Origin of the sequence: Saccharospirillum sp. (assembly GCF_040881935.1) — a bacterium.
Classification (GTDB): Bacteria; Pseudomonadota; Gammaproteobacteria; order Pseudomonadales; family Natronospirillaceae; genus Saccharospirillum.
The window spans coordinates 66546-88104 of record NZ_JBBECH010000057.1 but is presented as its reverse complement, the minus strand read 5'-3'; the positions used below and the strand labels follow the sequence as shown (position 1 = coordinate 88104).

At 53.3% G+C, this 21559-nt stretch carries 25 protein-coding genes; 13 read left to right on the top strand and 12 right to left on the bottom strand.

Annotated features, from left to right (window positions below; all coding sequences use genetic code 11):
• Window positions 1-31 precede the first annotated feature (31 nt).
• The 4 genes from WEB54_RS10915 to WEB54_RS10900 all read left to right on the top strand — a co-directional run bounded on the left by WEB54_RS10915 (window position 32) and on the right by WEB54_RS10900 (window position 3548).
• Window positions 32-718: a 4-carboxy-4-hydroxy-2-oxoadipate aldolase/oxaloacetate decarboxylase gene (locus tag WEB54_RS10915; protein ID WP_368055596.1), complete on the top strand. Its 687-nt coding sequence runs from the start codon at window positions 32-34 to the stop codon at window positions 716-718.
• Between the two features lie 32 nt (window positions 719-750).
• Window positions 751-1773 carry an amidohydrolase family protein gene (locus WEB54_RS10910; protein WP_368055594.1) on the top strand — a complete coding sequence of 341 codons (1023 nt, stop codon included), beginning with the start codon at window positions 751-753 and terminating at the stop codon, window positions 1771-1773.
• Window positions 1774-1857: 84 nt separating this feature from the next.
• On the top strand, window positions 1858-2685 hold the full coding sequence (locus WEB54_RS10905; RefSeq protein ID WP_368055593.1) for a 3-methyl-2-oxobutanoate hydroxymethyltransferase: 828 nt from the start codon (window positions 1858-1860) through the stop codon (window positions 2683-2685).
• A gap of 11 nt (window positions 2686-2696) precedes the next feature.
• Window positions 2697-3548: an alpha/beta fold hydrolase gene (locus WEB54_RS10900; protein WP_368055591.1), complete on the top strand. Its 852-nt coding sequence runs from the start codon at window positions 2697-2699 to the stop codon at window positions 3546-3548.
• A gap of 25 nt (window positions 3549-3573) precedes the next feature.
• Here WEB54_RS10900 and WEB54_RS10895 read toward each other — a convergent pair whose 3' ends face one another.
• The 4 genes from WEB54_RS10895 to WEB54_RS10880 form a co-directional block, all read right to left on the bottom strand.
• Entirely contained in the window at window positions 3574-4110 is a 537-nt protein-coding gene (locus tag WEB54_RS10895) for a chromate transporter (protein ID WP_368055589.1), read from the bottom strand.
• A complete protein-coding gene (locus WEB54_RS10890) occupies window positions 4103-4741 on the bottom strand; it encodes a chromate transporter (protein ID WP_368055587.1) in 639 nt (212 codons plus the stop codon). Before WEB54_RS10890 ends, WEB54_RS10895 begins: the two co-directional genes overlap by 8 nt.
• Window positions 4728-5738, bottom strand: coding sequence for a 2Fe-2S iron-sulfur cluster-binding protein (locus tag WEB54_RS10885; RefSeq protein ID WP_368055585.1), 1011 nt, complete (start codon window positions 5736-5738; stop codon window positions 4728-4730). Before WEB54_RS10885 ends, WEB54_RS10890 begins: the two co-directional genes overlap by 14 nt.
• Window positions 5739-5813: 75 nt before the next feature.
• The gene (locus WEB54_RS10880) at window positions 5814-6131 is read right to left on the bottom strand and encodes a non-heme iron oxygenase ferredoxin subunit (RefSeq protein WP_368055584.1); all 318 of its coding nucleotides are present in this window, start codon (window positions 6129-6131) and stop codon (window positions 5814-5816) included.
• 177 nt (window positions 6132-6308) lie between these two features.
• Between WEB54_RS10880 and WEB54_RS10875 the strand changes: the two genes are divergently transcribed.
• The 8 genes from WEB54_RS10875 to WEB54_RS10840 all read left to right on the top strand — a co-directional run bounded on the left by WEB54_RS10875 (window position 6309) and on the right by WEB54_RS10840 (window position 11991).
• The gene (locus WEB54_RS10875; RefSeq protein WP_368055582.1) at window positions 6309-7595 is read left to right on the top strand and encodes a Rieske 2Fe-2S domain-containing protein; all 1287 of its coding nucleotides are present in this window, start codon (window positions 6309-6311) and stop codon (window positions 7593-7595) included.
• A 63-nt stretch (window positions 7596-7658) separates the two neighbouring features.
• Window positions 7659-8138, top strand: coding sequence for a hypothetical protein (locus WEB54_RS10870; RefSeq protein WP_368055580.1), 480 nt, complete (start codon window positions 7659-7661; stop codon window positions 8136-8138).
• A 21-nt stretch (window positions 8139-8159) separates the two neighbouring features.
• Window positions 8160-8846, top strand: coding sequence for a class II aldolase/adducin family protein (locus WEB54_RS10865; RefSeq protein WP_368055578.1), 687 nt, complete (start codon window positions 8160-8162; stop codon window positions 8844-8846).
• 60 nt (window positions 8847-8906) lie between these two features.
• Window positions 8907-9323 (top strand): hypothetical protein, encoded by a 417-nt coding sequence (locus WEB54_RS10860; RefSeq protein ID WP_368055576.1) that lies wholly within the window; start codon window positions 8907-8909, stop codon window positions 9321-9323.
• A gap of 15 nt (window positions 9324-9338) precedes the next feature.
• Window positions 9339-9971 (top strand): hypothetical protein, encoded by a 633-nt coding sequence (locus WEB54_RS10855; protein WP_368055575.1) that lies wholly within the window; start codon window positions 9339-9341, stop codon window positions 9969-9971.
• Entirely contained in the window at window positions 9968-10474 is a 507-nt protein-coding gene (locus WEB54_RS10850; RefSeq protein WP_368055573.1) for a hypothetical protein, read from the top strand. Before WEB54_RS10855 ends, WEB54_RS10850 begins: the two co-directional genes overlap by 4 nt.
• Before the next feature lie 13 nt (window positions 10475-10487).
• Window positions 10488-11348: an NAD(P)-dependent oxidoreductase gene (locus tag WEB54_RS10845; RefSeq protein ID WP_368055571.1), complete on the top strand. Its 861-nt coding sequence runs from the start codon at window positions 10488-10490 to the stop codon at window positions 11346-11348.
• Between the two features lies 1 nt (window position 11349).
• Window positions 11350-11991: an isochorismatase family protein gene (locus WEB54_RS10840; protein WP_368055569.1), complete on the top strand. Its 642-nt coding sequence runs from the start codon at window positions 11350-11352 to the stop codon at window positions 11989-11991.
• A 105-nt stretch (window positions 11992-12096) separates the two neighbouring features.
• Here WEB54_RS10840 and WEB54_RS10835 read toward each other — a convergent pair whose 3' ends face one another.
• The 7 genes from WEB54_RS10835 to WEB54_RS10805 all read right to left on the bottom strand — a co-directional run bounded on the left by WEB54_RS10835 (window position 12097) and on the right by WEB54_RS10805 (window position 19681).
• Window positions 12097-13731: an ethanolamine ammonia-lyase reactivating factor EutA gene (locus tag WEB54_RS10835; protein ID WP_368055567.1), complete on the bottom strand. Its 1635-nt coding sequence runs from the start codon at window positions 13729-13731 to the stop codon at window positions 12097-12099.
• 121 nt (window positions 13732-13852) lie between these two features.
• Window positions 13853-14866: a Bug family tripartite tricarboxylate transporter substrate binding protein gene (locus WEB54_RS10830; protein ID WP_368055566.1), complete on the bottom strand. Its 1014-nt coding sequence runs from the start codon at window positions 14864-14866 to the stop codon at window positions 13853-13855.
• Window positions 14867-15115: 249 nt separating this feature from the next.
• A complete protein-coding gene (locus WEB54_RS10825) occupies window positions 15116-15640 on the bottom strand; it encodes a tripartite tricarboxylate transporter TctB family protein (RefSeq protein ID WP_368055564.1) in 525 nt (174 codons plus the stop codon).
• A complete protein-coding gene (locus WEB54_RS10820) occupies window positions 15637-17121 on the bottom strand; it encodes a tripartite tricarboxylate transporter permease (RefSeq protein ID WP_368055563.1) in 1485 nt (494 codons plus the stop codon). The genes WEB54_RS10825 and WEB54_RS10820 overlap by 4 nt, the downstream gene beginning before the upstream one ends.
• A gap of 135 nt (window positions 17122-17256) precedes the next feature.
• A complete protein-coding gene (locus WEB54_RS10815; RefSeq protein WP_368055561.1) occupies window positions 17257-17844 on the bottom strand; it encodes a hypothetical protein in 588 nt (195 codons plus the stop codon).
• A gap of 26 nt (window positions 17845-17870) precedes the next feature.
• The gene (locus WEB54_RS10810) at window positions 17871-18431 is read right to left on the bottom strand and encodes a cupin domain-containing protein (RefSeq protein WP_368055559.1); all 561 of its coding nucleotides are present in this window, start codon (window positions 18429-18431) and stop codon (window positions 17871-17873) included.
• Window positions 18432-18565: 134 nt separating this feature from the next.
• On the bottom strand, window positions 18566-19681 hold the full coding sequence (locus WEB54_RS10805; protein ID WP_368055558.1) for a hypothetical protein: 1116 nt from the start codon (window positions 19679-19681) through the stop codon (window positions 18566-18568).
• A 528-nt stretch (window positions 19682-20209) separates the two neighbouring features.
• On the opposite strand from WEB54_RS10805, the gene WEB54_RS10800 reads away from it, so the two are divergent.
• Entirely contained in the window at window positions 20210-20908 is a 699-nt protein-coding gene (locus WEB54_RS10800; protein ID WP_368055556.1) for a hypothetical protein, read from the top strand.
• Window positions 20909-21121: 213 nt separating this feature from the next.
• Here WEB54_RS10800 and WEB54_RS10795 read toward each other — a convergent pair whose 3' ends face one another.
• Complete coding sequence (locus tag WEB54_RS10795; protein WP_368055554.1) at window positions 21122-21304, bottom strand: hypothetical protein; 183 nt, start codon at window positions 21302-21304, stop codon at window positions 21122-21124.
• Between the last annotated feature and the right edge of the window lie 255 nt (window positions 21305-21559).

Sequence of the window (21559 nt, the reverse complement as noted above, 5' to 3'; positions counted from 1 at the left end):
AAATGTCATTTACGGCAGGAGTGCCTAATTCATGAAAAATGTTGTTATCAGGAATATCTCCCGGGCCACGCATGCCGATGAATTCCAGACCCTGGGCGTCGCTACCGTGCATGAAGCTCAGGGACGCAAAGGGCTGCTTGCCCCGAACATGAACCCAATATACAGCGGCGCTCACATCGCCGGTCCGGCAGTGACCGTCTCCATACCGCCCGGTGACAACTGGATGATTCATGTCGCCATCGAGCAATGTCGGCCTGGCGACATCATGGTAGTGGCACCGACTTCCCACTGCGAGGACGGATATTTTGGAGACTTGCTGGCTACACTGATGCAGGCACGCGGCATCAGGGGCCTCATCCTAGACGCTGGGTGCCGGGATGTGGCGGAACTTCGTGCAATGGGGTTCCCGGTCTGGTCGAAGTGCGTGTCGGCTCAGGGTACCGTCAAGGAGACGCTGGGTAGCGTCAACATTCCGGTGGTGTGCGGGGGGCAAATAGTGCGCCCGGGGGATCTCATTGTTGCCGACGACGATGGTGTTGTAGTGGTCGCCCGCGATGAAGCAGAGCAGGTACTGACGCTATCAAAAGCACGGGACCTGAAGGAGGCAGGTATTCGTGCCCGTTATGCCAAAGGTGAACTGGGGCTGGATATGAACAACATGCGTCCGCGACTGGCCGAAAAAGGCCTGGTGTATCTGGACAGCGAAGACGATCTCTAACCCTCTAACCCAATGCGAAAGGGAGGCACCTAATGATCATCGATTGCCACGGCCACTACACCACCGCACCGGGCCAGCTACAAACATACCGGGATGCGCAGATTGCACACTTCAAGGATCCATCCAGCCCGCCGCCAAGCCTCGCGTCCATTTCCGATGATGAAATTCGCGAATCTATTGAGAGCAATCAACTGAAAGCCCTGCGTGAGCGCGGTGCCGACATGACGATTTTCTCTCCCAAGGCATCGGCGATGGCTCACCACATCGGTGATGAAGCGGTCTCAACAACCTGGACACGCATCAACAACGATCTGATCCATCGGGTTACCGACTTGTTTCCAGAAGCTTTTATCGGGGTTTGCCAATTGCCGCAGTCGGTCGGTGTTCCGATCAGCCATTGCGTTGAAGAACTGGAGCGATGCGTTACCGAGCTCGGGTTTGTTGGCTGCAATTTAAACCCGGACCCTTCCGGCGGTCACTGGTCGGGGCCCCCGTTAACGGATCGTGAGTGGTACCCCTTTTATGAAAAAATGGTTGAACTCGACGTACCGGCCATGATTCACGTATCAGGTTCATGCAATACCAATTTTCACACCACCGGGGCGCATTATCTAAATGCTGATACCAGTGCATTCATGCAGTTTCTGGAAGGTGACCTGTTCAAAGACTTTCCCGACCTGCGTCTGATCATTCCCCACGGCGGCGGTGCGGTGCCCTATCACTGGGGGCGCTACCGAGGCCTGGCGGACATGCTGAACCGTCCGCCCTTGGCAGAGCACATCATGCGCAATGTGTATTTCGATACCTGCGTCTATCATCAGGCAGGTATTGATTTGCTGTTTGAGGTGATCGATGTCGACAACATACTGTTCGCCTCGGAAATGTTTGGTGCAGTGAAAGGGGTTGACCCCGAAACCGGCCATAATTTCGATGACACCAAGCGCTATGTTGAGGCACTTGACTTGTCGGCATTCGATCGTCACAAGGTATTCGAGGGCAATGTGCGAAAAGTCTACCCGCGGGTGGACCAATTATTAACAGCACGTGGGCTTTGAACAGCACCCTCTTGGTATGGCGGACGGTCAGGTACAGACGATCATCGGGCCCTGCCTCTACCCCCGAGTAACAGGATAAAAAATATGAATCAGAAAGTAACACTGCAATCCTTGCAGCGGAAAAAAGACAAGGGTGAAAAAATTGTCGGCGTGGTGACCTGGGACTACCAGATGGCACTGATCGTCGACCGCGTTGGGGTCGATATCATTTCTGTCGGTGACACCGTCGGCATGAACCTTTGGGGTCAACCCAATCCGTTCGAAATCACCATGGACCAAATGGTGACCGTGGCGCAAGCCGTCAGACGGGGCACTGCCAAAGCTTTGGTCAGCGCCGACTTTCCCTACGGGCCATTGCAGGAAGGTGTGGATTCAGCCGTACGCGCTGCCATTCGGCTGGTCAAGGAAGCCGGTGTCGATATGATCAAGCTCGATGGCGCGGCCGACTACCCGGAGGCAGTCACCGCTCTGGTACGCGCGGGCATACCGGTATGGGCTCAGTTCGGCATAACACCGCAAACCGCCCTGCAATACGGTATGGAATACAGCGCCATGTCGGGGGCCGATGCACAGGTACCGGCCGCGATGCTGGAACGACTCATTGCAGAAGCCCGGGAGCTTGAAGCTGCGGGTGCCTCACTGCTGGACTTTACCAATTCAGGGCCAGTTGTCGGCCCAAGGGTGGCCGAGTCGGTTTCCATTCCGGTTATTGGTGGCTTCGGTGGAGGCCCCTGGCTCGATGGCCGGGTGCGCATGGCCCACGCCGCCATCGGTTATTCGGCCAAACACCTCGACAGTGACATTGATACCTACGCCAATGTGGCGCAAGTTACCTTTGATGCGATCAGCGCCTTCAAGGCGGATGTCTGCGCTGGCCAGCAAATCAAAGGCGCACCACCGGTTAAATCCTGAGGAGGTCGATCATGCCAAACGCCCTGTTGAACGGCATTCGTACTGAGTATCGCGTTGAAGGCAGCGGGCCACCGTTGTTGATGTTTGCACCCGGTGGATTTGACGCATCCATGGACAAATGGGAAAACCTGGGTGTGTATGCCCGCATTAAATTGCTCGACTATTTGCCGGCGCATTTTACCTGCATCCTGTTTGATCGCCGTGAGACCGGTCAATCCGGCGGACGCGTTGAACGGCTAACCTGGTCCCATTACGTCGAACAGGGCCACGCCCTGCTCGAACACCTGGACATTGACCAGGCTCACCTCATTGGCGGCTGCATGGGTTGCTGTCCGGTGGCTGCCTTTGCCACAACCTACCCCGAGCGCACGCTCAGCATGGTGCAGTACTGGCCTGTCGGTGGCGCCGGTTTCCGGCTCAATGCCTACCGACGCTTCGCCTTGCATACAGCTCTGGTTGAAACCGAGGGGCTGCAAGCGGTGGTCGACTGTGCGCGGGCAACGACGGAGGGATTCGGCAAAGAACCAAAACAGGGCCCCTGGGGGCCTGCTATTCGCCAGGATGAAGACTTTGCAAAGGCGTTTCTGACGCAAGATCCCGCGCATTACAAACTCATTGTGGCCAGCACATTGCGCACCCTGATTGATAGAGACAGCGTGCCCGGGTTTGAACCGGAAGATCTGATGCAATTATCAATACCCACGCTGATCATTCCCGGCAAAGACAATGCCCATGCCGTGTCCGCAGCGCGCTTCATTGAGGAATGTTCCGCCCGGGCAGACTATTGGGACATTACCCCGGATGATCAAACCAGCGACAATGCACCGCAGCGCATCATCGATTTTTTAAAAAGCGTTAAATGACCGGAAACTCTTTCGTTAACCGCGACTAGAGTGATGCTTCAACAAACCAGACCACCGCGCCGACCGTGCCACTACCGAGAATGATCAGTATCGGGTCTGGCCTGCGCCACACGATCAGAAAGGTGACCAGAGCAATGCCGGCAAGCTCTATCCAGGATGGCTCCAGCGGCAACGCCAGTCCAACGGCAGCAGTGGTCATCATACCGGCGATGACCATCGACGCCGATATACTGACGTAGTTGATCACTCGCTGAAATTTCTGGTACCAGTGTGAAGCCAGAGAGGCACCCACCGAGGTCGGTATTACAATGCCAATCATCGCCGCCAGTGCACCAGGAATGCCTGCCATGTAATAGCCAATGGCGGTGACAAAACTGACTTTGGGTCCCGGCGTAAAATGCCCCAGTGCAAAGGCCCAGGCAAACAAGGCGGGATCAAGCAGGCCATTACTGACCCACTGCCCCTGTATCATCGCAACCTGGCCATTGCCACCACCAATTGAAAACAGGGTGCTGAGCATAACCAGCCCCAGCACCCCAAAAAAACCGACGCTGTTATCCATCGTTTTTTGCGTCCTTGTCCGGTCGTATAAACAAGGCCCCGACAATCAGTCCAAGCAGTGCCATCACCAGCAGTGGCATCCCAAATACCAGCGTCATCAGCGGAATCAGTATGGCTATGCAAAGACCGGTAATCAGGCGACCCCTGGTTAATTTCGAGCTTTTCGCCATGTTAACGGCATTGCCAAGCAACAAGCCGACAATGCCCAGGGTAATGCTGTGTTGTACGGCCGCCAGCAAGGTGCCGGGCTCACCCTGACGCAACAGCATGGCGCCAGCCAGCACGGCCAGTGACCCGGGAATCATCAGGCAAACCAGCGAAACCACGCTACCGGCAAAGCCTCGTAGCCGGTAACCAACCATGCCACCAAAGGCGAGAAACTTGGGGGCCGGAATGAGCGCGGCGGTGATCATCATGGCGCGCTGGGTCTCGACCGTGATCCAGCCGTGCTTGTGAACCAGATCGGCTTCAATGCGGCTGATGGCTGCCCACATACCGCCGAAGGTCAGTGCGCCCATTTTCAGGAAAACCAGGGCCAGTGCCCAAAGCGACACCGGCGTAACGGGAGGTTGTACAGCGACCGTGTTCGCAGTGCCTGACACCGCGTTTGGTTCCGAATCAATAGAACTCATCAAAATGAACCTGGTCGAGTGGCACCTTCAGGTCAAACAACATTTTTTGCACAGCCTGAGCCATCAGTGGCGGGCCAGCAAAATAGATTTCCTTGCTCTGCAACGCTTCGCCAAACAGCTGTTGCGCAACATCATGTACAAAACCTCGAAGGCCGGACCATTCGGTTTCTGAGATGTCTTCCGAAATGGCGGAATGAAAGTGCAGGGTTGAGCCGAACCCCGGCAAATCTCTCAGCAGCTCCTCACCACACATATCTTCAGGGCGACGACCACCAAAAATGAAATCGAGGCGACGCTGTCGCAATTGCGGGTGCTCTGCCGCTGCCCTGGCAATAGCGATCATCGGCGACAGTCCGGAACCACCGGCCAGGCACAGGATATCCCGTTCAGAATCCTCGCGCAGATAGGCGGTACCAAAAGGACCATCCAACGTCAGAGCATCACCGGGTTGCAATAGGTCGAACAGATGGGTGGTCATGGCGCCATCGGGCACGCGCTTAATCTGAAAACTCCATTCGGTATCGTTACGTGACACATTGCACATGGAGTAAGCTCTCGGTCCATCTACGGCACTGGCACCCAGCAAGGCGTATTGTCCGGCTAAAAAGGGCAATGGCTTATCCAGCTCCAGTGCGAATTCCGACAGATCGTGTGTCAGGACGGTTTTCTCTTTAAAGGTCGCTGATACTTTCACTGGTTCCGTTTGTGGCACGTATTGTTCGTTCGTACGCAGTTTTATTCGACAATCGCTCAGTGGACGAGCCTGGCACCCCAAATACCGCTGACGCTTTTCATCACGCTCTGTCCAGGCTCTGGGGCTTTCCTGAAGGTGCTCAACCTCACCATCCAGAAGCTGAAAGCGACAATTTCCACAAGCACCCACATTACAGGAGTACGGAAACCCCAAACCGTGGCGCAATGCAGCACGCATGATGGTATCGGATTCATCGCATTCAAAGGTAACCGGTGTTGCGCCGTCGATTGTGATTAAAGCCATAATGATTGTCCTGTTACGGGTTTTTTGTTGTAAATCGTATGGTCATGGTTGCCGATGTATGACCCGACATCGCCTTTACACATCAATCAGGATGTCACCGTCTTCAATGGTTACGGTGTAGGTTTTTATCGGAACCATACAGGGCGCTGCAACAACCTCACCGGTACAGACGTCGAAAGCACCGCCGTGAAAGTCACATTCGATCACCGTGCCGTCGAGCTCACCTTCCGACAGTGACCCCGGACCGTGGGTGCACTGGTTATCGGTTACAAAATACTTATCAGCCACGTTGAATACAGCCAGCTCCAGGTCATCGACCTCGACATAATGACCTTCTCCGGGCATCACATCGTCTGTACTGCACACTCTGACACGATTGGATTGTTCAGACATAACTACCTCCGCGAGTTGACGGATTCAGTTTTACCATGTAGATTCAAACTTATCAAGAACGACGTTCCGTATGCAGGGACATCGTGAAAAACAATCAACTGGACCCCATACGGCCCGGCGGACTTAGCCCCGACATCGGGCAGTGGTCACCACCGCAGCGGCAGGAGGACAACAACAATGCTCCGCAAAGAAGTTAACGAATTACTGACTCAAACCGGCCCTGGCACAGCCATGGGCGATTTGTTCCGACGCTACTGGATTCCGGCGATGCTCGCCGAAGAACTGCCTGAGGATGACTGCCCGCCCGTGCGCGTAAAACTGCTGTCAGAACGCATGATCGCGTTTCGCGATAGCGATGGCCGTTATGGTCTGATGGACGAATTCTGTGCCCATCGGGGTGTGTCTCTCTGGTTCGGGCGTAACGAAGAAGGCGGGCTACGCTGCCCGTATCACGGCTGGAAATATGATGTCGAAGGCAACTGCGTCGACGTGCCTTCCGAACCAGCAGCCAGCGGGTTTTGTGAGAAAATCAAACTCCAGGCGTACCCCCTGATCAAAGTCGGTGACATTCTCTGGACTTATATGGGTCCCAAAGACCTGCAGCCACCACCGCCGGAGTTTGAATTTGCCATCGTCCCTGCCGAGCAAACCTTTTCGTCAAAGCGTTTCCAGGAAAGCAACTGGTTACAGGCAATGGAGGGCGGTATCGATTCAAGCCATGTGTCTTTTCTGCACAGTGGTAATTTGAATACTGACCCTTTGTTCAAAGGTGCCAAGGGCAACCAGTACAACCTGGCTGATAAAATGCCGTTCTTTGAAGTGGCCAAACACACCTCGGGATTGTTCGTCGGTGCCCGCCGCAATGCTGAAAACGATCAGTATTACTGGCGCATTACGCCGTGGATCATGCCGTGTTTCACCATGGTACCACCGCGTGGCGATCACCCGATTCATGGCCACTTCTGGATTCCGATTGACGATGAAAACTGCTGGGCCTGGAGTTTCGACTACCACCCCAACCGTGCGTTGACGGCAACCGAGCGTGAGGCAATGGAAGCCGGAAAAGGCATCCATTGTGAATACGTACCGGGCACTTACATTCCCAAAGCCAACAAGACCAACGATTATCTGATGGATCGTCAGGCTCAAAAAGAAGGCCGAACGTACAGCGGTGTTGAAGGTATTGCCATCCAGGACTCTTCACTTCAGGAAAGCATGGGACCGATCATCGATCGAACCAGAGAGAATCTGGTTTCGACAGACAACGGCATCATCATGGCACGACAAATGTTACGCAAAGCGGCGATCGCCCTGCGCGACAAAGATCAGCAACCTCCGGGTGTACAACCCGAGCACCACCGGGTACGTTCCGTATCGGTTGTACTGCCTGCCGACCAGGCGTTCGAAACCGCCTGTGAGGAAGACTTGAAAGCACGCGAGGGCGTACCGCACACCTCGGTTTGATGACACGGGGCCGGTAACACTGGCCCCGTCTTTCGAGGTAATCCGGACTAAGGAGATGGCATCATGTTAAGCCAATCAGTGCGCGTCACGACCGCCGCAGAAAGCCGTTACCGCATTGCCTTACCCAATTCCCGCGGTCGCAAGACACTGGTACTGGCGCTGGGTAAGTCTGCCCTGACGGCACTGGCGGAACTGCAGGAGCTCGAATGGAACAATACCCAGTTTGGCTTCTACGCCAGCGGAGAGTTGCAGCTTTACCAGGCACAACAGACCCTTCGGGTAACGTTTAATGACCTGCTCGACAAGGTCGATGTCGTTGTACTGCTCATCACCGCTGACAGCGATGTCGACGCGATTGTATCCATCGGTCACGCCTGCTCTGAGCGCAGAGTCATGACCTCCGGTTTTATACTTGTACAGACTGACCGGGATGAAGCAACACTCAATAACGTACTGGCATGCACACGAAAGGTTACGGTATCACTGGTTGCCGATGCAGACACTGATACGCTCATCGAATCTTTGCGCGCCGTGCGTGCCTGAATCTGGTTTATGGAGTTGCCAATGACGTCGAACACTGAACCTTTACAGCGAACACTGATCACAACGGTTCACCTACTTGAACGCTATGGTGTCATCGATTTTAACGGCCACGCCAGCGTAAAGCTTGACGACGGCCGAGTTATGATTAACAGCGCCGATTCAATACGCTGCGCACTGACGCCCAACGACCTGGTCGTGGTCAACGCCGACGGCAGCGTTGATGCCAGCCAGCCCAGGCCACCGAACGAACTGGCCCTGCACCTGGCCGTCTATCAGGCCCGACCCGATGTAAAAGCCGTGGTGCACGGGCATCCGGAATGGTCCACGCTACTGACCAGTGCCGGGCAACCCTATCAGGTTGTGTTTCCTCAGGGCGCTGTCCCGGGCGATGTACCGGTATTTGACAGCCCAAGGTCAATCAGCAACGCTGAAACGGCCAACGCCGTAGCCGCACTACTGGGTAACGGTAAAGCGGCCCTGATGAAAGCACATGGCTGCGTAACCGTTGCCGAAGACCTGCTCGAAGCCGCTGTCCTGGCTATTTATCTGGAAATGAACGCGGAGCGACAAGTGCGCTGCGCGCCCCTGGGTGGTGCTTATGTCTTTACCGACGCAGAGGTTGAAGGCAGTCGAAAAGGACTGTCCAAACGTGCTCTTTATGAAAAATGCTGGGGCTTTTTTAAAGCAAAATACAAGCTTCCCCGCTAACGCTCAAACTGACGCAAGACCCGTCAGTGGACATTACTATAACAAGATAGGAGCCATGCCATGTGTGGTGATTTTGAACATGACGATCCGTTGGACGACCAACTTTTTGATCAACTGCTGGCAGCGGCCAAACAACTGGGTATAGCCCCGGAGCACAGTCTCGACAAGGGCAATCGGCAGCCCATGGACCCCCGTGCAAGGGCAGCCTACATGGACACCCTGTTCAATGCTGCTCTGTCGCGCAGCCTGACCGATGCGGTACACATACCGGCCGGGGAGCGGATGGACGGAGTATTCAGTCAGGCCATTGTTTTTGCGCGCCTGGCGGGCTTTCTGGCGGGCCAGATTCCAGCTGACGCCAACCCGATGAAAGCCATGATGGAAGCCCTGCTTGAAGGCATGAACCAGGCGGAATCTTTGGCCGGAGACATCGATCACGATCATCACCACCATCACGGACACCATCACCACGGCTGATCAGGGAACCCTGCCATGCGCAAGCTAAACCAGGAACAACAGCGCTGGCTTCGAGCTCTGCTAAAAGAAGGCATCGGGCTGAGTTTCTGGGCCTTTGCCGGCATTGCCGTGGTCACCGGCAGCCTGGTCTATTGGCTTCAGGGGCCAGAGAGTTTCTACACCACCGGGTACGACAGCCTCGACAGCGCCCTGGGCATGATGCCGAGAGTAATGGCCGCTCTGGTTATGGCGGGCATGATCTGGGTGCTGCTGCCGCGCGAGGCGTTGTCCCGTTTTGTCGGGCGCAGCAACGGCTTTATGGGGCTTGTACTCGCCACGGTTGCGGGGGTTATCACTCTGGGCGGCCCTTCCTCTGCGTTTCCGCTGTTGGCTGTATTGGCGGCAGCCGGCGCTGACCGGGGCATCCTGATCGCCTTTATTACCAGTTGGGCAACGCTTGGTCTGCAACGCACCATCATGTGGGACCTGCCCCTGATGGGACCCGAGTTTACCCTGGTTCGAATACTGGTCAGCCTGCCCTTGCCTATTATTGCCGGCCTTATCGCCCGACGCCTGCCGATGGAACTCCGTCTCAAAACGGACACCGACAAAGCGAGCCAGTTGCCACCGGATGAAGACAATCTGGATCATCTGGAGGAACGTCGATGAACCCGGCTCTGGTGATGCTGTATATCATCCCCCTGGTACTGATGGCCTATTCGCTGAAACGCGGTGACGGTACGCTGCGCTCCGGAATCACCCGGGCGTTTGAACAGTTCATTATCCTTGTGCCACGCCTCTTCGTTGCCATGATTGCCGCCGCGTTTATTGTCAGGCTGATACCAGAACAGGTCATCAGCAACTACCTCAGCGACAACTCGCCCTGGATCGCCATTCTGATTGGCTCCCTCACCGGCCTCATCATCCCGGCCGCACCCGTCGTGGTGTTTTCCATGGCAGCCTCCTTTGCCAATGCCGGTGCATCAGCGGCCGCCCTGGTGTCTTTTATTACGGCCTGGACCATCTTTGCACCGCACCGGGTGGTGATTTATGAAATTCCCTTATTGGGTGGCTCATTCGTGCGCTTGCGTCTGCTCGTCGCCTTTCCGTTACCTTTGCTCGCCGGTGCGCTGGTCGTCGTCGGCGGCAATGTCATAGAACGACTTACCTGACAGGAGAACAACCATGAACGTCAGTTTGATTGGATTGGGTGATATGGGTCACGACATCGCCCGTCACGTCGTCGCCGGCGGTTTTACCGTGACCGGTTTTGATATTGACCCCGCCCGTCGCGATGCCGCCGCAAAACTGGGCGTTAGCGTCCACGATACACTGGCCGCTGCTGTGGCAACCGCCCGGGTGCATCTGGTGATGGTAGCAACCGATGAACAATCACAGAGTGTCACTGAAGCCATACTGCAGCATGGCCAGCCTGGCAGTGTCATTGTTATTACCGCGACCAACGGACCGGCAACCATGCAAGCACTAGCAAAACTCTGCCGGGAACAGGACTTCGGTTTTGTTGATGCTCCGGTCTGCTTTGGCCGCGTTGGTGCTCGTGAAGGCACGCTGGCCAGTCTGTGCGGTGGAACAGAAGCCGACATCAATACCGTTCGCCCCGTGCTCGATTGCTACAGCCGGGCAGTCCATCACATTGGTCCGGTTGGTGCGGGTCAGGTCGGTAAAGCCTGTAACAACATGATGCACTGGGCGCATTGCGTCGCAAATTACGAAGTGCTGCTATTGGCAAAACGGTACGGCATTAACGCACAAAAAATGCGTGAAGTATTGCTCGAATGCCCGGCCGACAATGGCACCCTGCGCCGCTGGGATTCAACTCGCTTCACCTGGCATGAAAAAGACATGGATCTGGCACTCGATATGGCACAGGCCGGGCAAATACCCATGCCTCTGTTTGGTCAGGTTGATCAACTGGTCAAACGACTCGACAAAGACATGGTCAAAGAGCTACTGCATGGCGAAGCAGCCGATTATCTCGGCTGGCATCTGACACCCATGACACCGGAAGAGGGAGGGTTGCATTAAGATGCCGAACACAATCAACCTGGAACCAGGAATCAACCCGTCAAGTACGGCCGTACTGTTTTTTGATTTTTTAAACGGCCATGTCAAAGACTCTGACCGGGTAATGAAAGCACGGTATGTTCCGGTCATCGCGGCCGCATCAGCCTTACTGGCTACGGCGAGGCAGCACAGGTTGATGGTTGCCTATGCCCAGGCTAACCATCGAGCCGACAACGCCACCACCGCACATACCCTGCGTGATACCAACAACAGGCTGCAACCACTGGACCTGAATGCTCCGCCTGAACTTAAGCCCGTCGTCGCGGGTGGATCGTGGCAGGCACAAACCATCGATGAACTGGCACCGCGGGATGAGGACTATCTGATCCCGAAATATCGATGGAGTGCGTTTCATCAAACCTATCTGGAACTGGCATTGCGCACACGCGGAATCGACACCCTGATACTGGCCGGTGGCTCCACCGATGTGGGCGTGGCAAGCACGGCTTATGCGGCGCGTGACCTTGATTTTAATCTGGTCATAGCCCGTGATGCGTGTACGTCAAACGAGACCGACAATCACGATCAATTCATGGACCGGATTTTTCCACGAATGTCCCGCGTGCGCACGGTCAGTGACATTTCAGATTTATTAACCCGGTAGCGACGATTAGACGACCGATAGCCATAAAAAAGGCCTATTTGATTCCAGGCCTTTTTTATGGACGATTGATGCAAAATAATCGAATAAACCAATCGCCTAACCAGCTTATGTCACTCTGTGGTGAATCCTTTCGGGCTTGGTAGAGTCCAGTGTGTCGTTAAATATCAGCGACTTTATGGTCACCGGCAAGGTACAGGATGGCTGCCGGACGCGGCCAATATCAATATAATCGAAATCGGCCAGTCGAATGCCATCAATCACCAGAATAGGACTGTTGATGTGCAGGTCCTGTCGCAAAATGGTACCCAGTGTCATCGCAACATCGCCATCCAATACCAGATACAAAGGCTTTCTGCTGGCAAGCTGGGTAGAGAACCCTTGCTTTATACCCTCGGCGAGCGCAAGCAAACGCTGATAGCGAGGCGCTCCGGTCCAGTTAAGCGCAAGTACCAGGTCATTGCTCAACGTTTCGGCTTCAAATTTAGCCAGATGAGTGGCAATAACTTCCGCTACGTCTGTAGCCTTAATGGCCTCGTCCAGAATAAGCGGTGGTTTGATAACCTGTAAATTTCGCCGTGGCAACATGGCGTCTTCATCCGACACGTAACAGGTGTTTCCTGACAACTGAGTGGTGTATTCAGAGGCGCCCAAAGCCGTTGCGCGAATTCCCTGGCTATCTTCCAGCAAATTCCATGGCATAACGCCCGCATTGACCCGCCGACGCAATGCCTCCCCAAGGCGCCTGCCTATATCGCCAAAATCACGCTGCTCTCGTCCATAGAAAAACTCAGCAACACCACCGGAAAATACCACGCTGTCAGCACGGCGAAGCTCAGTTGGGGAGAGTATGTCCGTTAAATAAAACTCTGAGGCCTCGGCAGAACCTTCAGACAGCAGCGCATTAACCAGAGTGTCGGCCATGCCTCCCGCCACAGCGTCCAACTGCTCAGGGGTAACTATGTCGCCCACTTCCCACTCGAACCCAGCTCGTTGTGCATGCGTATGGCCTGCCGGGTCAAGACGCTCAATAACGCCCTCATCAGACACCGCCAACAACCGCCCACCGACGTGAATGGCACCTGTTTCCAGCAACTTACCATGGTCAATCATCGTGACTTTGGTAGTACCACCGCCAATATCAATATTGATAATTCGCTCGTTGCGATCAAAGGATGATCGAGCGGCACCCGAACCATAGGCCGCCAATCGGGCTTCCATATGATGTCCAGCCGTTGCACACACCAGGTCGCCACACTTCTCTGACAGAATGCTGGCAATACGATGTGCATTTTCGCGTCGCAATGCTTCACCGGTCAGAATGACGACACCGGTATCAATATCTTCCGGTCGAACACGGGCCTCATTGTAGGCATCGTCAACCAGGGCACCCAGGGCACGATCATCAATCAGCGTATCACTGCGGTAGGGTGTCAGGCTGACCGGCGAGGCGTAATAAGTCTCGCGATCGATCACGATATACCGGCTGGACAATTCTGCAGCCTGGCGCTGCAATTGAACCCGACTGAACAATATCTGAGTACCGGCTGAACCAATATCGATACCGACACTCCACAAAACAACGTTGTCCCGTTGCCACAGTGGGTTGTCTTCCAACGCCACCTCTTCTTCGGGAAGATGATGATCATGGTCGCCGTCATGCCAATGCACGTGAGTACCGTTGGAATGATCGTGATTGTGGGAATGACTGTGATCATGGCTATGATCGTGACCATCGTGCATGGATCGCTCCTGAAGATACTGTGGGGAGAGGATTGCAAGGCTAAACGTTAGCCAGATACGTTGCTCATAAAACAAGGCGGGATAGCACTGAGTACTATCCCGCAAGGTCGAAAGCCAAACGCTACTCTTCGTTGAACAAATTGACGACGGCATCCGAAGCGTTGAATATCTCCCGGTACAAGGCTTCAATCTCTGTAGGGTCAGTAAAACCAACTTCATCTCCGGACCGGGCCAGCTCCTCAATGTAATCCGGGTCTTCGGTTGTCAGACGAAATGCTTCACGCAGAACCGCGACCACTTCCGGTGGTGTTCCGGGCGCGGTGAAGAAAGGCCGACCGGCAATCAGGGGGACAGCCAGAATATTTGAAGCTGCACGGGCATCGCCCGTCAGAACCGTGCGTAAATCAGGCACGTCAACCAGATCAGGGTGATTACCAATCTTGGCAATGATGTTCAAACCCTCATCTTTAATCTGATCCTTCGCACCCGGATAGGTGCTGCTGAAGCCCTCTACCTCGCCACGTAACGCAGCCAGAAGCTGATCGCTGGTACCTTCATAACCGGTCACGAACTGAGCCGGATATCCCGCTTGCTCCAACACCTGGATCATCTGTGTGGAACCAGCACCTACACCACTGGTGGAGAAGAGCACCCGCCCACTTGCATTTTCAAGATCCTCCAGCGTCTTTATCGGAGAGTCACCACGAGTCATCAGGACACGGGCTTCGCTAATCGGGCTACCCAGTACGGGCATTTCCAGCACTTTGTAACGAATGCCCGGGCCCCCCAGCCGCTCAGCCAATGCGATTTCCCGAGCCGCAATTAGAATATCCGTACCATCCTTTTCTGCCTGGTTGTAGAGATAATTGGCCGATACAACGCCACCTGCACCGGGCCGGTTGACCGGAATTACATCGGGATTTCCCGGCAGGTATTTGCCCAGATGTCGCGCCATGAGTCGCCCATGAGTGTCATAGCCACCACCCGGGGTGGACCGAATACTGATGCTGACCGTTTTGCCCTCAAAACTCACCTCGCCATTTTCAGCAAATGCTTGACTGCCGAAACTGACAAGCGATGTGATCGCCAGTGTGCCCAGCGTTTTCACCGCACCTTTTACCAGGTTATGGTTCATTGCCTTTCTCCTCACTTTATTGTTGTCTGGCTGCCCCCAGGGACAGAGGCATCAGCCAGTATTGGAGGTCAACCCGAAAGACGGGCCGGCCCACTTCAGCAATGACCAAACCAAGACCCGGCACATTGCTTGAAATTAATGAACTATCCTATCGCCGTTGGCTGAACCCAATCTGAACCTTTATATGCAGAGTAATGGGCGTGACGAACGTCAATCACTTCATGAATCTTCAAATAAAATCTTGCTCAACTACCCGCCTATAACCCGAAACAGCAGGCCCTGGGGAAAGGGAAGATTCAGCATTTCATGGAATAGACCCCATACCGTCACCCAGACACCGGCGGTCATCAGGACCGACAGCAACCAACTCTCACCGTGTCGACGCAGATAGAGCCCAACCATTGCCGGTACCGAAATGTAAAAGCCAATAAGCCACAGACACAGAATCATGCCCCACAACCAACCAAACTGTTCAATGGCGGCCATTCGCCCGTAGGCTGTTTTCTCTTCATCGGTTACGACAAAATCGACCGCACCTTCCGGGCCGTCGTTCTCTGCTTCAATTTGGTGTCCATTGGCCATAAGCTTGTTTTCGTGGTGCTGTTGCAGCAGTTCACGTACCAGCTGAACACTGATTATCGCGATGCCTATCCAACCCACGGCGAGTGTAAAAAGCCTGGCTTGAATGGCCATGCCACTACCACCGATAACGATGTAGATGAAGAGCAACAGCAGTAAAACCGTGATAGTGGATCGCTTCAGATAGCCTGTCATGATTCACCTCCCGCCGCTTTCTCTGCTTGCTGCGCGCGTTCAGCCTGACGCTTCTGCCACATGGGGTAACCCAGAGAAACAACCAGGATGGCAGCTATGATCAGAACCCCGGGTCTCAGCAAGAAGCCATATCCGTAAATCTGATAGGAAGTCCACATGAAACGCTCAGCCAATGGACCGAGGACTACGCCTAACAACAACGGCGGCCGCGGCCAGCCGCCAAGTCGCAGGAAGTAACCCAGCACGCCAAATATCGCCATGACCAGAACGTCTTCCAGTCGGTTGGAATGAGCAAAGCTTCCCAGTACGGCCATCGCCAGAACGACCGGTACCAATACACTCGGGCGTAACATGGTGGCCATTGCCAATTGTTTGGTAAACATCAGACATAAAACAGAGGTAATGATTGATGAAATAATCAGCAACCATATAATTGAAAAAGTAACATCAAGTTGGGTCGTTAAAATTTCCTTCCCTGGTGTTACACCAACTACCAGTAGCCCGCCAAAGATCAAGGCCAATGTGCTGCTGCCAGGTATACCAAAGGCCAGTGTGGGGATAAGCGCACCGCCTTCTTTGGCATTAGTCGCTGCATCTACCGCGATTACTCCCCGAACATCGCCTTTACCGAACGTCTTACTTGCGCCCTTACAAGTTTGCAGAGCATGCCCATAAGCGAACCAGTCAGCGACAGATGAACCCAACCCAGGGATAATACCAACCCAGACGCCAACCATGCTGCAACGGACCACAAGCCACCAGTTAATAAACGCATCCTTGATTCCCTGCATCCGACCGGCGCTGAGGTCACCCAGATTTACGTTGGAAATGGTCTTTCCACGGGCGGCCAGCGAGATCAACTCCGGCACAGCAAAAAGACCAATAGTTAGAGGCACGAGCCCAATACCATCGAACAGGTAAAGGATGTCCAGGGTGTAGCGCGGCGTTGCGGTCTGTGATTGGATACCAATTAGTGAAATTGCAAAGCCCAATACGCCAATGGCTATGCCTTTTAGCGGTGTTTTTCCAGCCAGGGCGCCTACCATTACCACACCCATCATTACCAACATGAAGAACTCTGGCGGACCCAACAACAAAACAAGCGGACGAACCACCGGAATCGCAGCCAACAGGGCCAGAGCACCCAGAACACCACCAATTGCCGAAGCAGTAAAAGCAGCTCCCAGCGCACGGGCAGCTTCGCCATTCTTGGCCATGGGGTAACCATCCATGATGGTTGCCTGTGAGCCACCACCGCCTGGCACCGAGAAGAGAATCGCGGTGATTGAATTGGCCGTATTGCTGACGGCCCAGACGCTGACAATAAGCGCAATGGCTTCGTATTTTTCCAGTACAAAAGCAAAGGGCAACAGCAATGCAATAGCGGTTTTACTACCGACACCCGGCATGGCAACCAGCGTGCTGCTGATGACGATGCCAATTATCATCATCGCAAACGCTTTCCACTGCAAAATGCCCATCAACCCTTGCAGGGCTGCATCTAACATAGTTCAACACTCCTGTGCGGCCCGGACTGCCCAGTGAAAACCAGGTACAGCCGAGCTCACATCGCTTGCCTTTCAGGCAACGAACTTGTTGTTATACTGTGTACAACGTTAATCAGCCGGTGGCACCCAGAGGTCTTCAAAACCTTCTGCCGGTTCCAATTGATCAAACCAGTCGAAACCAATGGCTTTGACCATTCGACTGTTGATCACCACAACCCGGGCTTCCTGGTCGCTGGTGTTGAAACGCTTGTGTGCGCAATAGGGTGGAATATAAATAAAGTCGCCCGGTCCCCACTCGTATTTCTTGGGTGTGGTTTCCCATTCCCAGACAAATTCATCTTCACAGCGAAACTTGACGTCATAGTGCAAGTCGTAGCCATGGCCCTCGATCACAAACGCCACTTCTTCAGTAAGATGGCGACTGGTACCGGTAGCCCCATCGACCGCAAGAAACTGCATATAGATATCAATGGCACACTCTTTTGTATTCATGCCTTCATTGATGATGTGTTTGATCAGGCCATCGGCAGAGCGCTCCATCGGCATCTCGCTCCACTTGACTACGTTCTTGCGCTCCTGGTATTCACGGCGAAATTCTTTGGAAGCCTTTAGTGCTTCGTTATAAAAGTTAGCGTTCACGTCGGTGCGCGACCTTTGACGCTCTATGTTTGATACAAATGGGATGTCGGTACTCATTTTTATTGTCCTCTTTGTCTGATCGGTTACAGGGAAGCCGGTGGCGTATAGTTTTCCTGACCCGGGGCCGGAGTCTTGGGCGGGTACTCGACCATTTCCTGGAAAATAAGATGCATGAACAGGAACATGGGTTTGGCTTTCATGATCAAACAGATCGTTTCATCGTTCGGGTCGTCAGAAAAATGCTGGTGAACACAGCCATTCTCAACAATAAGGGCATCGCCGGCCTCCCAGTCGATACGACGACCATCGTGAACATCGTGACCTTTGCCCTTCAACACAAAAAATACCGCGCTGTTCATGTGTCCATGCTTTTGGCCATAACCGCCAGGCGAGAAAGCATCGACGTGCGTCTCGATGGTTTGCGCAATTTTCGACGATTGCGGATTAATCACCTTTTTGCCGAAGTTCTGCGGACCACCCTTCCATTTCAAATCCTGTGTCGGATATATGCGGGGCTGACTGAACAGTTCTTCTTTAAGCTCCCCATAGGTACCTTCCAGTGCACGAACGAAGGTACGTTTTTTCGTCCAGCGCTCCCAGGTAACCTGGCCGCCCTCGGCAGAATCTGTTTTTGAATCAGACATTATATTGACCCTCTTGCCACTTTTTATTGTCATCTTTGTTGCAACAAGCCCGGTTCGCGACCGTTCCTGTTGCAGCTCTGGTTGGCAGTTTCCGGCAACCATCGAGAATGATGCCGCTGCCCGGCCTGCCAACCCTAAAGCGGCGGCAGTGTTTCTTTTTCTGCTTCGTATGCTTCTGCCATTTGTGGTGTCAGACCCTTTTCAGTCAAAACGTCTGCAAACATGGTGCGAACCAGTTGGCTTTCATCTGCATAGTCAATCTGGTGACCGCCAATGCGTTTACTGATCCAGGCTTTCGGTACGCCCTGCGCATTTCGGAATGCAACGCCTTCGTACTTGAATGCCAGGTAGCGCGCCGGGGTAGCTCCGGTGTTAAAGTGCTGGTGAAACCACATATTGGGAGGTGTAATGAGCGTGCCGGGTTTCCAGTCGTAGCGCTTCGGTTCTTCACCTTCTGGCCACATCAGCGAATACCCTTCACCTGCCAAAATAATCACATGAGCTCCTGGCCCATGTGCGTGCGCTTTTTTATAGGTTCCCACCGGGAACTGGGAAATGTGTGTATTCATTGAGCTTTTGGCGAGGTTAAAGCGAATGTGCCCACCACCGGCTCCGCGCTCTTTGGCAGACACCAACGGCAAGTTCACAGCATCGGCCACAAAGTTAGTTTCCAAACGGAACCCGTTCATTTCATCCTTTGGAGCAAAGTAGTCCGCCTCACCCGAGAACCGGGTTTTGAAGTCATGCGAGGTGTTGTATATGAAACCCATCTCTTCAAAGAGATTGACGATAGGTGGCATATTGGTCACAGACACAAATCGTACGACGGTACTGCCTGAGCCATTGAAGTGTTGATGCCAGGTGTTCAGCGGAATGGCAAACAAGGCACCGGGACCCCACTCAAAGGTCACCTTCTGGCCTGCATCGTTCCAGACACTGGTAGAACCATTGCCACTAAGCACCATGATCATTTCTTCGAACAGTTGACGTTGCGGTGCCAATTCCTTGCCAGCAGGAATTTCGCAAACATAACAGTCATTGGTGGTCCGCGATGCATCGTGATTGATAAACACACCACGACCGCCGCGACGATCCCAGGGCTTCAATTCAACGGTATTCAGATCTTCCACATAAATACCATCAATGATGTCCAGACCCTCACTGGCAACCCAGCGGGTGTAGGGGGACTCTTTTTCTTTGGCAAATTTTTGGGCGACTTCATCGGAGACGAGTGCATCTTTCTTGGACATGGATTCAACCTCTTTTGGGCTACCGACGGAACGGCTTAACCACAGCACCTCACAGTGCGTTCAGGGTGTTGTGTCGTTTTGTGATGACTAGTGTAGGTCTTGCTTCGCTTTTTGTACTTTTATACGGAACATTTAACCTCCATGAGGAATATCACACAACAGAAAGGCACACGTCAACCTTCGGAACACGGTTCTTACATAAAAATCGCTGTATGATTTTTGAACTAACCAGAGAGGTAAAAGGCCTAAATTGGCCATAATTTCTATATATCTTGGAAAAACAACAGGTTATACGAGGTTTTTTGGGCAGGAGAGGCAGTTCAGAAGTGTTTTTGACGTTGACAGCTCTCAAAACCACTGATAGCTTAATTCCATCATAGTAAACGTTGTTCCATTATAAAGAACGTATTTGAAGAACGTTAAGTAATCTGTTTATAACAGCCGGCCTGGACCTGAAAGCAAAGGAACGGGCAAGCTTCACACCTAGAATGGTGCTCTGGCAGCCCTCTCAGTTACAGGATTAAAACAATGACAATTGAATGGTTATCCGTATTACTTCTTGGCTTGGCACTTGGCTTCAAACACGCTACAGAGCCAGACCATGTAGTTGCCATCTCGACCATTAGCAGTGGTACATCAAAACTCAGTAAGGCGGCCAGGATAGGTACGGTCTGGGGTATTGGTCATACGGTCACCCTACTGGTTCTGGGTATGATCCTGCTAACACTGAAATGGGAACTGTCCGAAGGATTTATGATGACATCGGAAGCCCTGGTAGGCGTGATGATCGTGCTGCTTGGTAGTTATAACGTTGTGAAATTTCGGGTAAAGAAGGTTCATGCTCACGTCCACCAGCATCAAACCAGCCAGACACCTCATTTGCACTTTCATGACCATACACAGCACAAAAGCCACGCCCACAACCACCAGGAGCCTTCCTATGTAAAGGCAGGGATCATCGGTGTCGTTCATGGCATTGCGGGCAGCGGTCTGATGGTGATTCTGGTTATGGATACTACCAGCACTCTTATGGAAGCCTTGTCTTATATCCTCGCCTTCGGAGGAGGCACTGTACTTGGCATGACAGGCTTTTCCATGCTCATCAGCGCGCCTTTTTTGTTCATGAATAGCCGGGGGTTCAATTTAAAGAACCGTGGTCATCTTGCCATTAACGTTGGATCCATCTTATTTGGACTGTTCTATACCTATCAGGTGGTTATCAGTTGATTTAACGGTAAAAGTGGTGACAGACAAGCCAGCCTTGTCACCACACAGACGTTTGTCTTGGCGTATAGACTATAGGCAGGGATAGCTGCAGAAGGAGTTAAAAGCCAGGTAATATAAAGGGGGGGGTCGTACAGGGTGGAAAAGCAAAGTGACGGTATCACACTGAATACATTCTCAGGCACTACCGTCATTTCTATCGCTCGCGCGGTTTAATTAGGACTTACTGGCTTCTGCGCCAGACTCGTCAGCCTTGCTCATCACGCCACTTGCCAGCGCCCACGCTTTGCTCAGCAGGGTAACAGGCAGGGATACAATGGTGAGCAGGTTAGAGGCTACGTGAAATCCCAGTGATTGCTGGGCTTCTTTGTACATCTCTTCAGGGGTCTTAACTGACATAATCCAATCTCCAATAATCAAAAAAAACAGTGTCTGATGTCCGTCCGCCTTGGATTGTTGTTTTCTTTGTATTGAAGGTCTTTCGTCATCAACTGAGCGCATTATAGGGAAATCACATGAAGAATGCAAATATAGACACACCCGTTCCCTTATAAGGAATGACTCTAGAATGAGGGCTTTGAGTCACCCATGACTGCATTCTGTCTTTCTACGTGAACGCTTTGTCCAATAATCGAGCTTTGTTCACTTATGGGA

Bases quoted from the DNA above. Each gene is read 5' to 3' on its own strand.
- WEB54_RS10850 (WP_368055573.1), top strand. From the start codon at position 9,968: ATGAACCCGGCTCTGGTGATGCTGTATATCATCCCCCTGGTACTGATG.
- WEB54_RS10855 (WP_368055575.1), top strand. From the start codon at position 9,339: ATGCGCAAGCTAAACCAGGAACAACAGCGCTGGCTTCGAGCTCTGCTA.
- WEB54_RS10860 (WP_368055576.1), top strand. From the start codon at position 8,907: ATGTGTGGTGATTTTGAACATGACGATCCGTTGGACGACCAACTTTTT.
- WEB54_RS10915 (WP_368055596.1), top strand. From the start codon at position 32: ATGAAAAATGTTGTTATCAGGAATATCTCCCGGGCCACGCATGCCGAT.
- WEB54_RS10870 (WP_368055580.1), top strand. From the start codon at position 7,659: ATGTTAAGCCAATCAGTGCGCGTCACGACCGCCGCAGAAAGCCGTTAC.
- WEB54_RS10875 (WP_368055582.1), top strand. From the start codon at position 6,309: ATGCTCCGCAAAGAAGTTAACGAATTACTGACTCAAACCGGCCCTGGC.
- WEB54_RS10835 (WP_368055567.1), bottom strand. From the start codon at position 13,731: ATGCACGATGGTCACGATCATAGCCATGATCACAGTCATTCCCACAAT.
- WEB54_RS10890 (WP_368055587.1), bottom strand. From the start codon at position 4,741: ATGAGTTCTATTGATTCGGAACCAAACGCGGTGTCAGGCACTGCGAAC.
- WEB54_RS10910 (WP_368055594.1), top strand. From the start codon at position 751: ATGATCATCGATTGCCACGGCCACTACACCACCGCACCGGGCCAGCTA.
- WEB54_RS10815 (WP_368055561.1), bottom strand. From the start codon at position 17,844: ATGAGTACCGACATCCCATTTGTATCAAACATAGAGCGTCAAAGGTCG.
- WEB54_RS10900 (WP_368055591.1), top strand. From the start codon at position 2,697: ATGCCAAACGCCCTGTTGAACGGCATTCGTACTGAGTATCGCGTTGAA.
- WEB54_RS10830 (WP_368055566.1), bottom strand. From the start codon at position 14,866: ATGAACCATAACCTGGTAAAAGGTGCGGTGAAAACGCTGGGCACACTG.
- WEB54_RS10820 (WP_368055563.1), bottom strand. From the start codon at position 17,121: ATGGGCATTTTGCAGTGGAAAGCGTTTGCGATGATGATAATTGGCATC.
- WEB54_RS10825 (WP_368055564.1), bottom strand. From the start codon at position 15,640: ATGACAGGCTATCTGAAGCGATCCACTATCACGGTTTTACTGCTGTTG.
- WEB54_RS10880 (WP_368055584.1), bottom strand. From the start codon at position 6,131: ATGTCTGAACAATCCAATCGTGTCAGAGTGTGCAGTACAGACGATGTG.
- WEB54_RS10810 (WP_368055559.1), bottom strand. From the start codon at position 18,431: ATGTCTGATTCAAAAACAGATTCTGCCGAGGGCGGCCAGGTTACCTGG.
- WEB54_RS10905 (WP_368055593.1), top strand. From the start codon at position 1,858: ATGAATCAGAAAGTAACACTGCAATCCTTGCAGCGGAAAAAAGACAAG.
- WEB54_RS10805 (WP_368055558.1), bottom strand. From the start codon at position 19,681: ATGTCCAAGAAAGATGCACTCGTCTCCGATGAAGTCGCCCAAAAATTT.
- WEB54_RS10865 (WP_368055578.1), top strand. From the start codon at position 8,160: ATGACGTCGAACACTGAACCTTTACAGCGAACACTGATCACAACGGTT.
- WEB54_RS10800 (WP_368055556.1), top strand. From the start codon at position 20,210: ATGACAATTGAATGGTTATCCGTATTACTTCTTGGCTTGGCACTTGGC.
- WEB54_RS10845 (WP_368055571.1), top strand. From the start codon at position 10,488: ATGAACGTCAGTTTGATTGGATTGGGTGATATGGGTCACGACATCGCC.
- WEB54_RS10795 (WP_368055554.1), bottom strand. From the start codon at position 21,304: ATGTCAGTTAAGACCCCTGAAGAGATGTACAAAGAAGCCCAGCAATCA.
- WEB54_RS10885 (WP_368055585.1), bottom strand. From the start codon at position 5,738: ATGGCTTTAATCACAATCGACGGCGCAACACCGGTTACCTTTGAATGC.
- WEB54_RS10895 (WP_368055589.1), bottom strand. From the start codon at position 4,110: ATGGATAACAGCGTCGGTTTTTTTGGGGTGCTGGGGCTGGTTATGCTC.
- WEB54_RS10840 (WP_368055569.1), top strand. From the start codon at position 11,350: ATGCCGAACACAATCAACCTGGAACCAGGAATCAACCCGTCAAGTACG.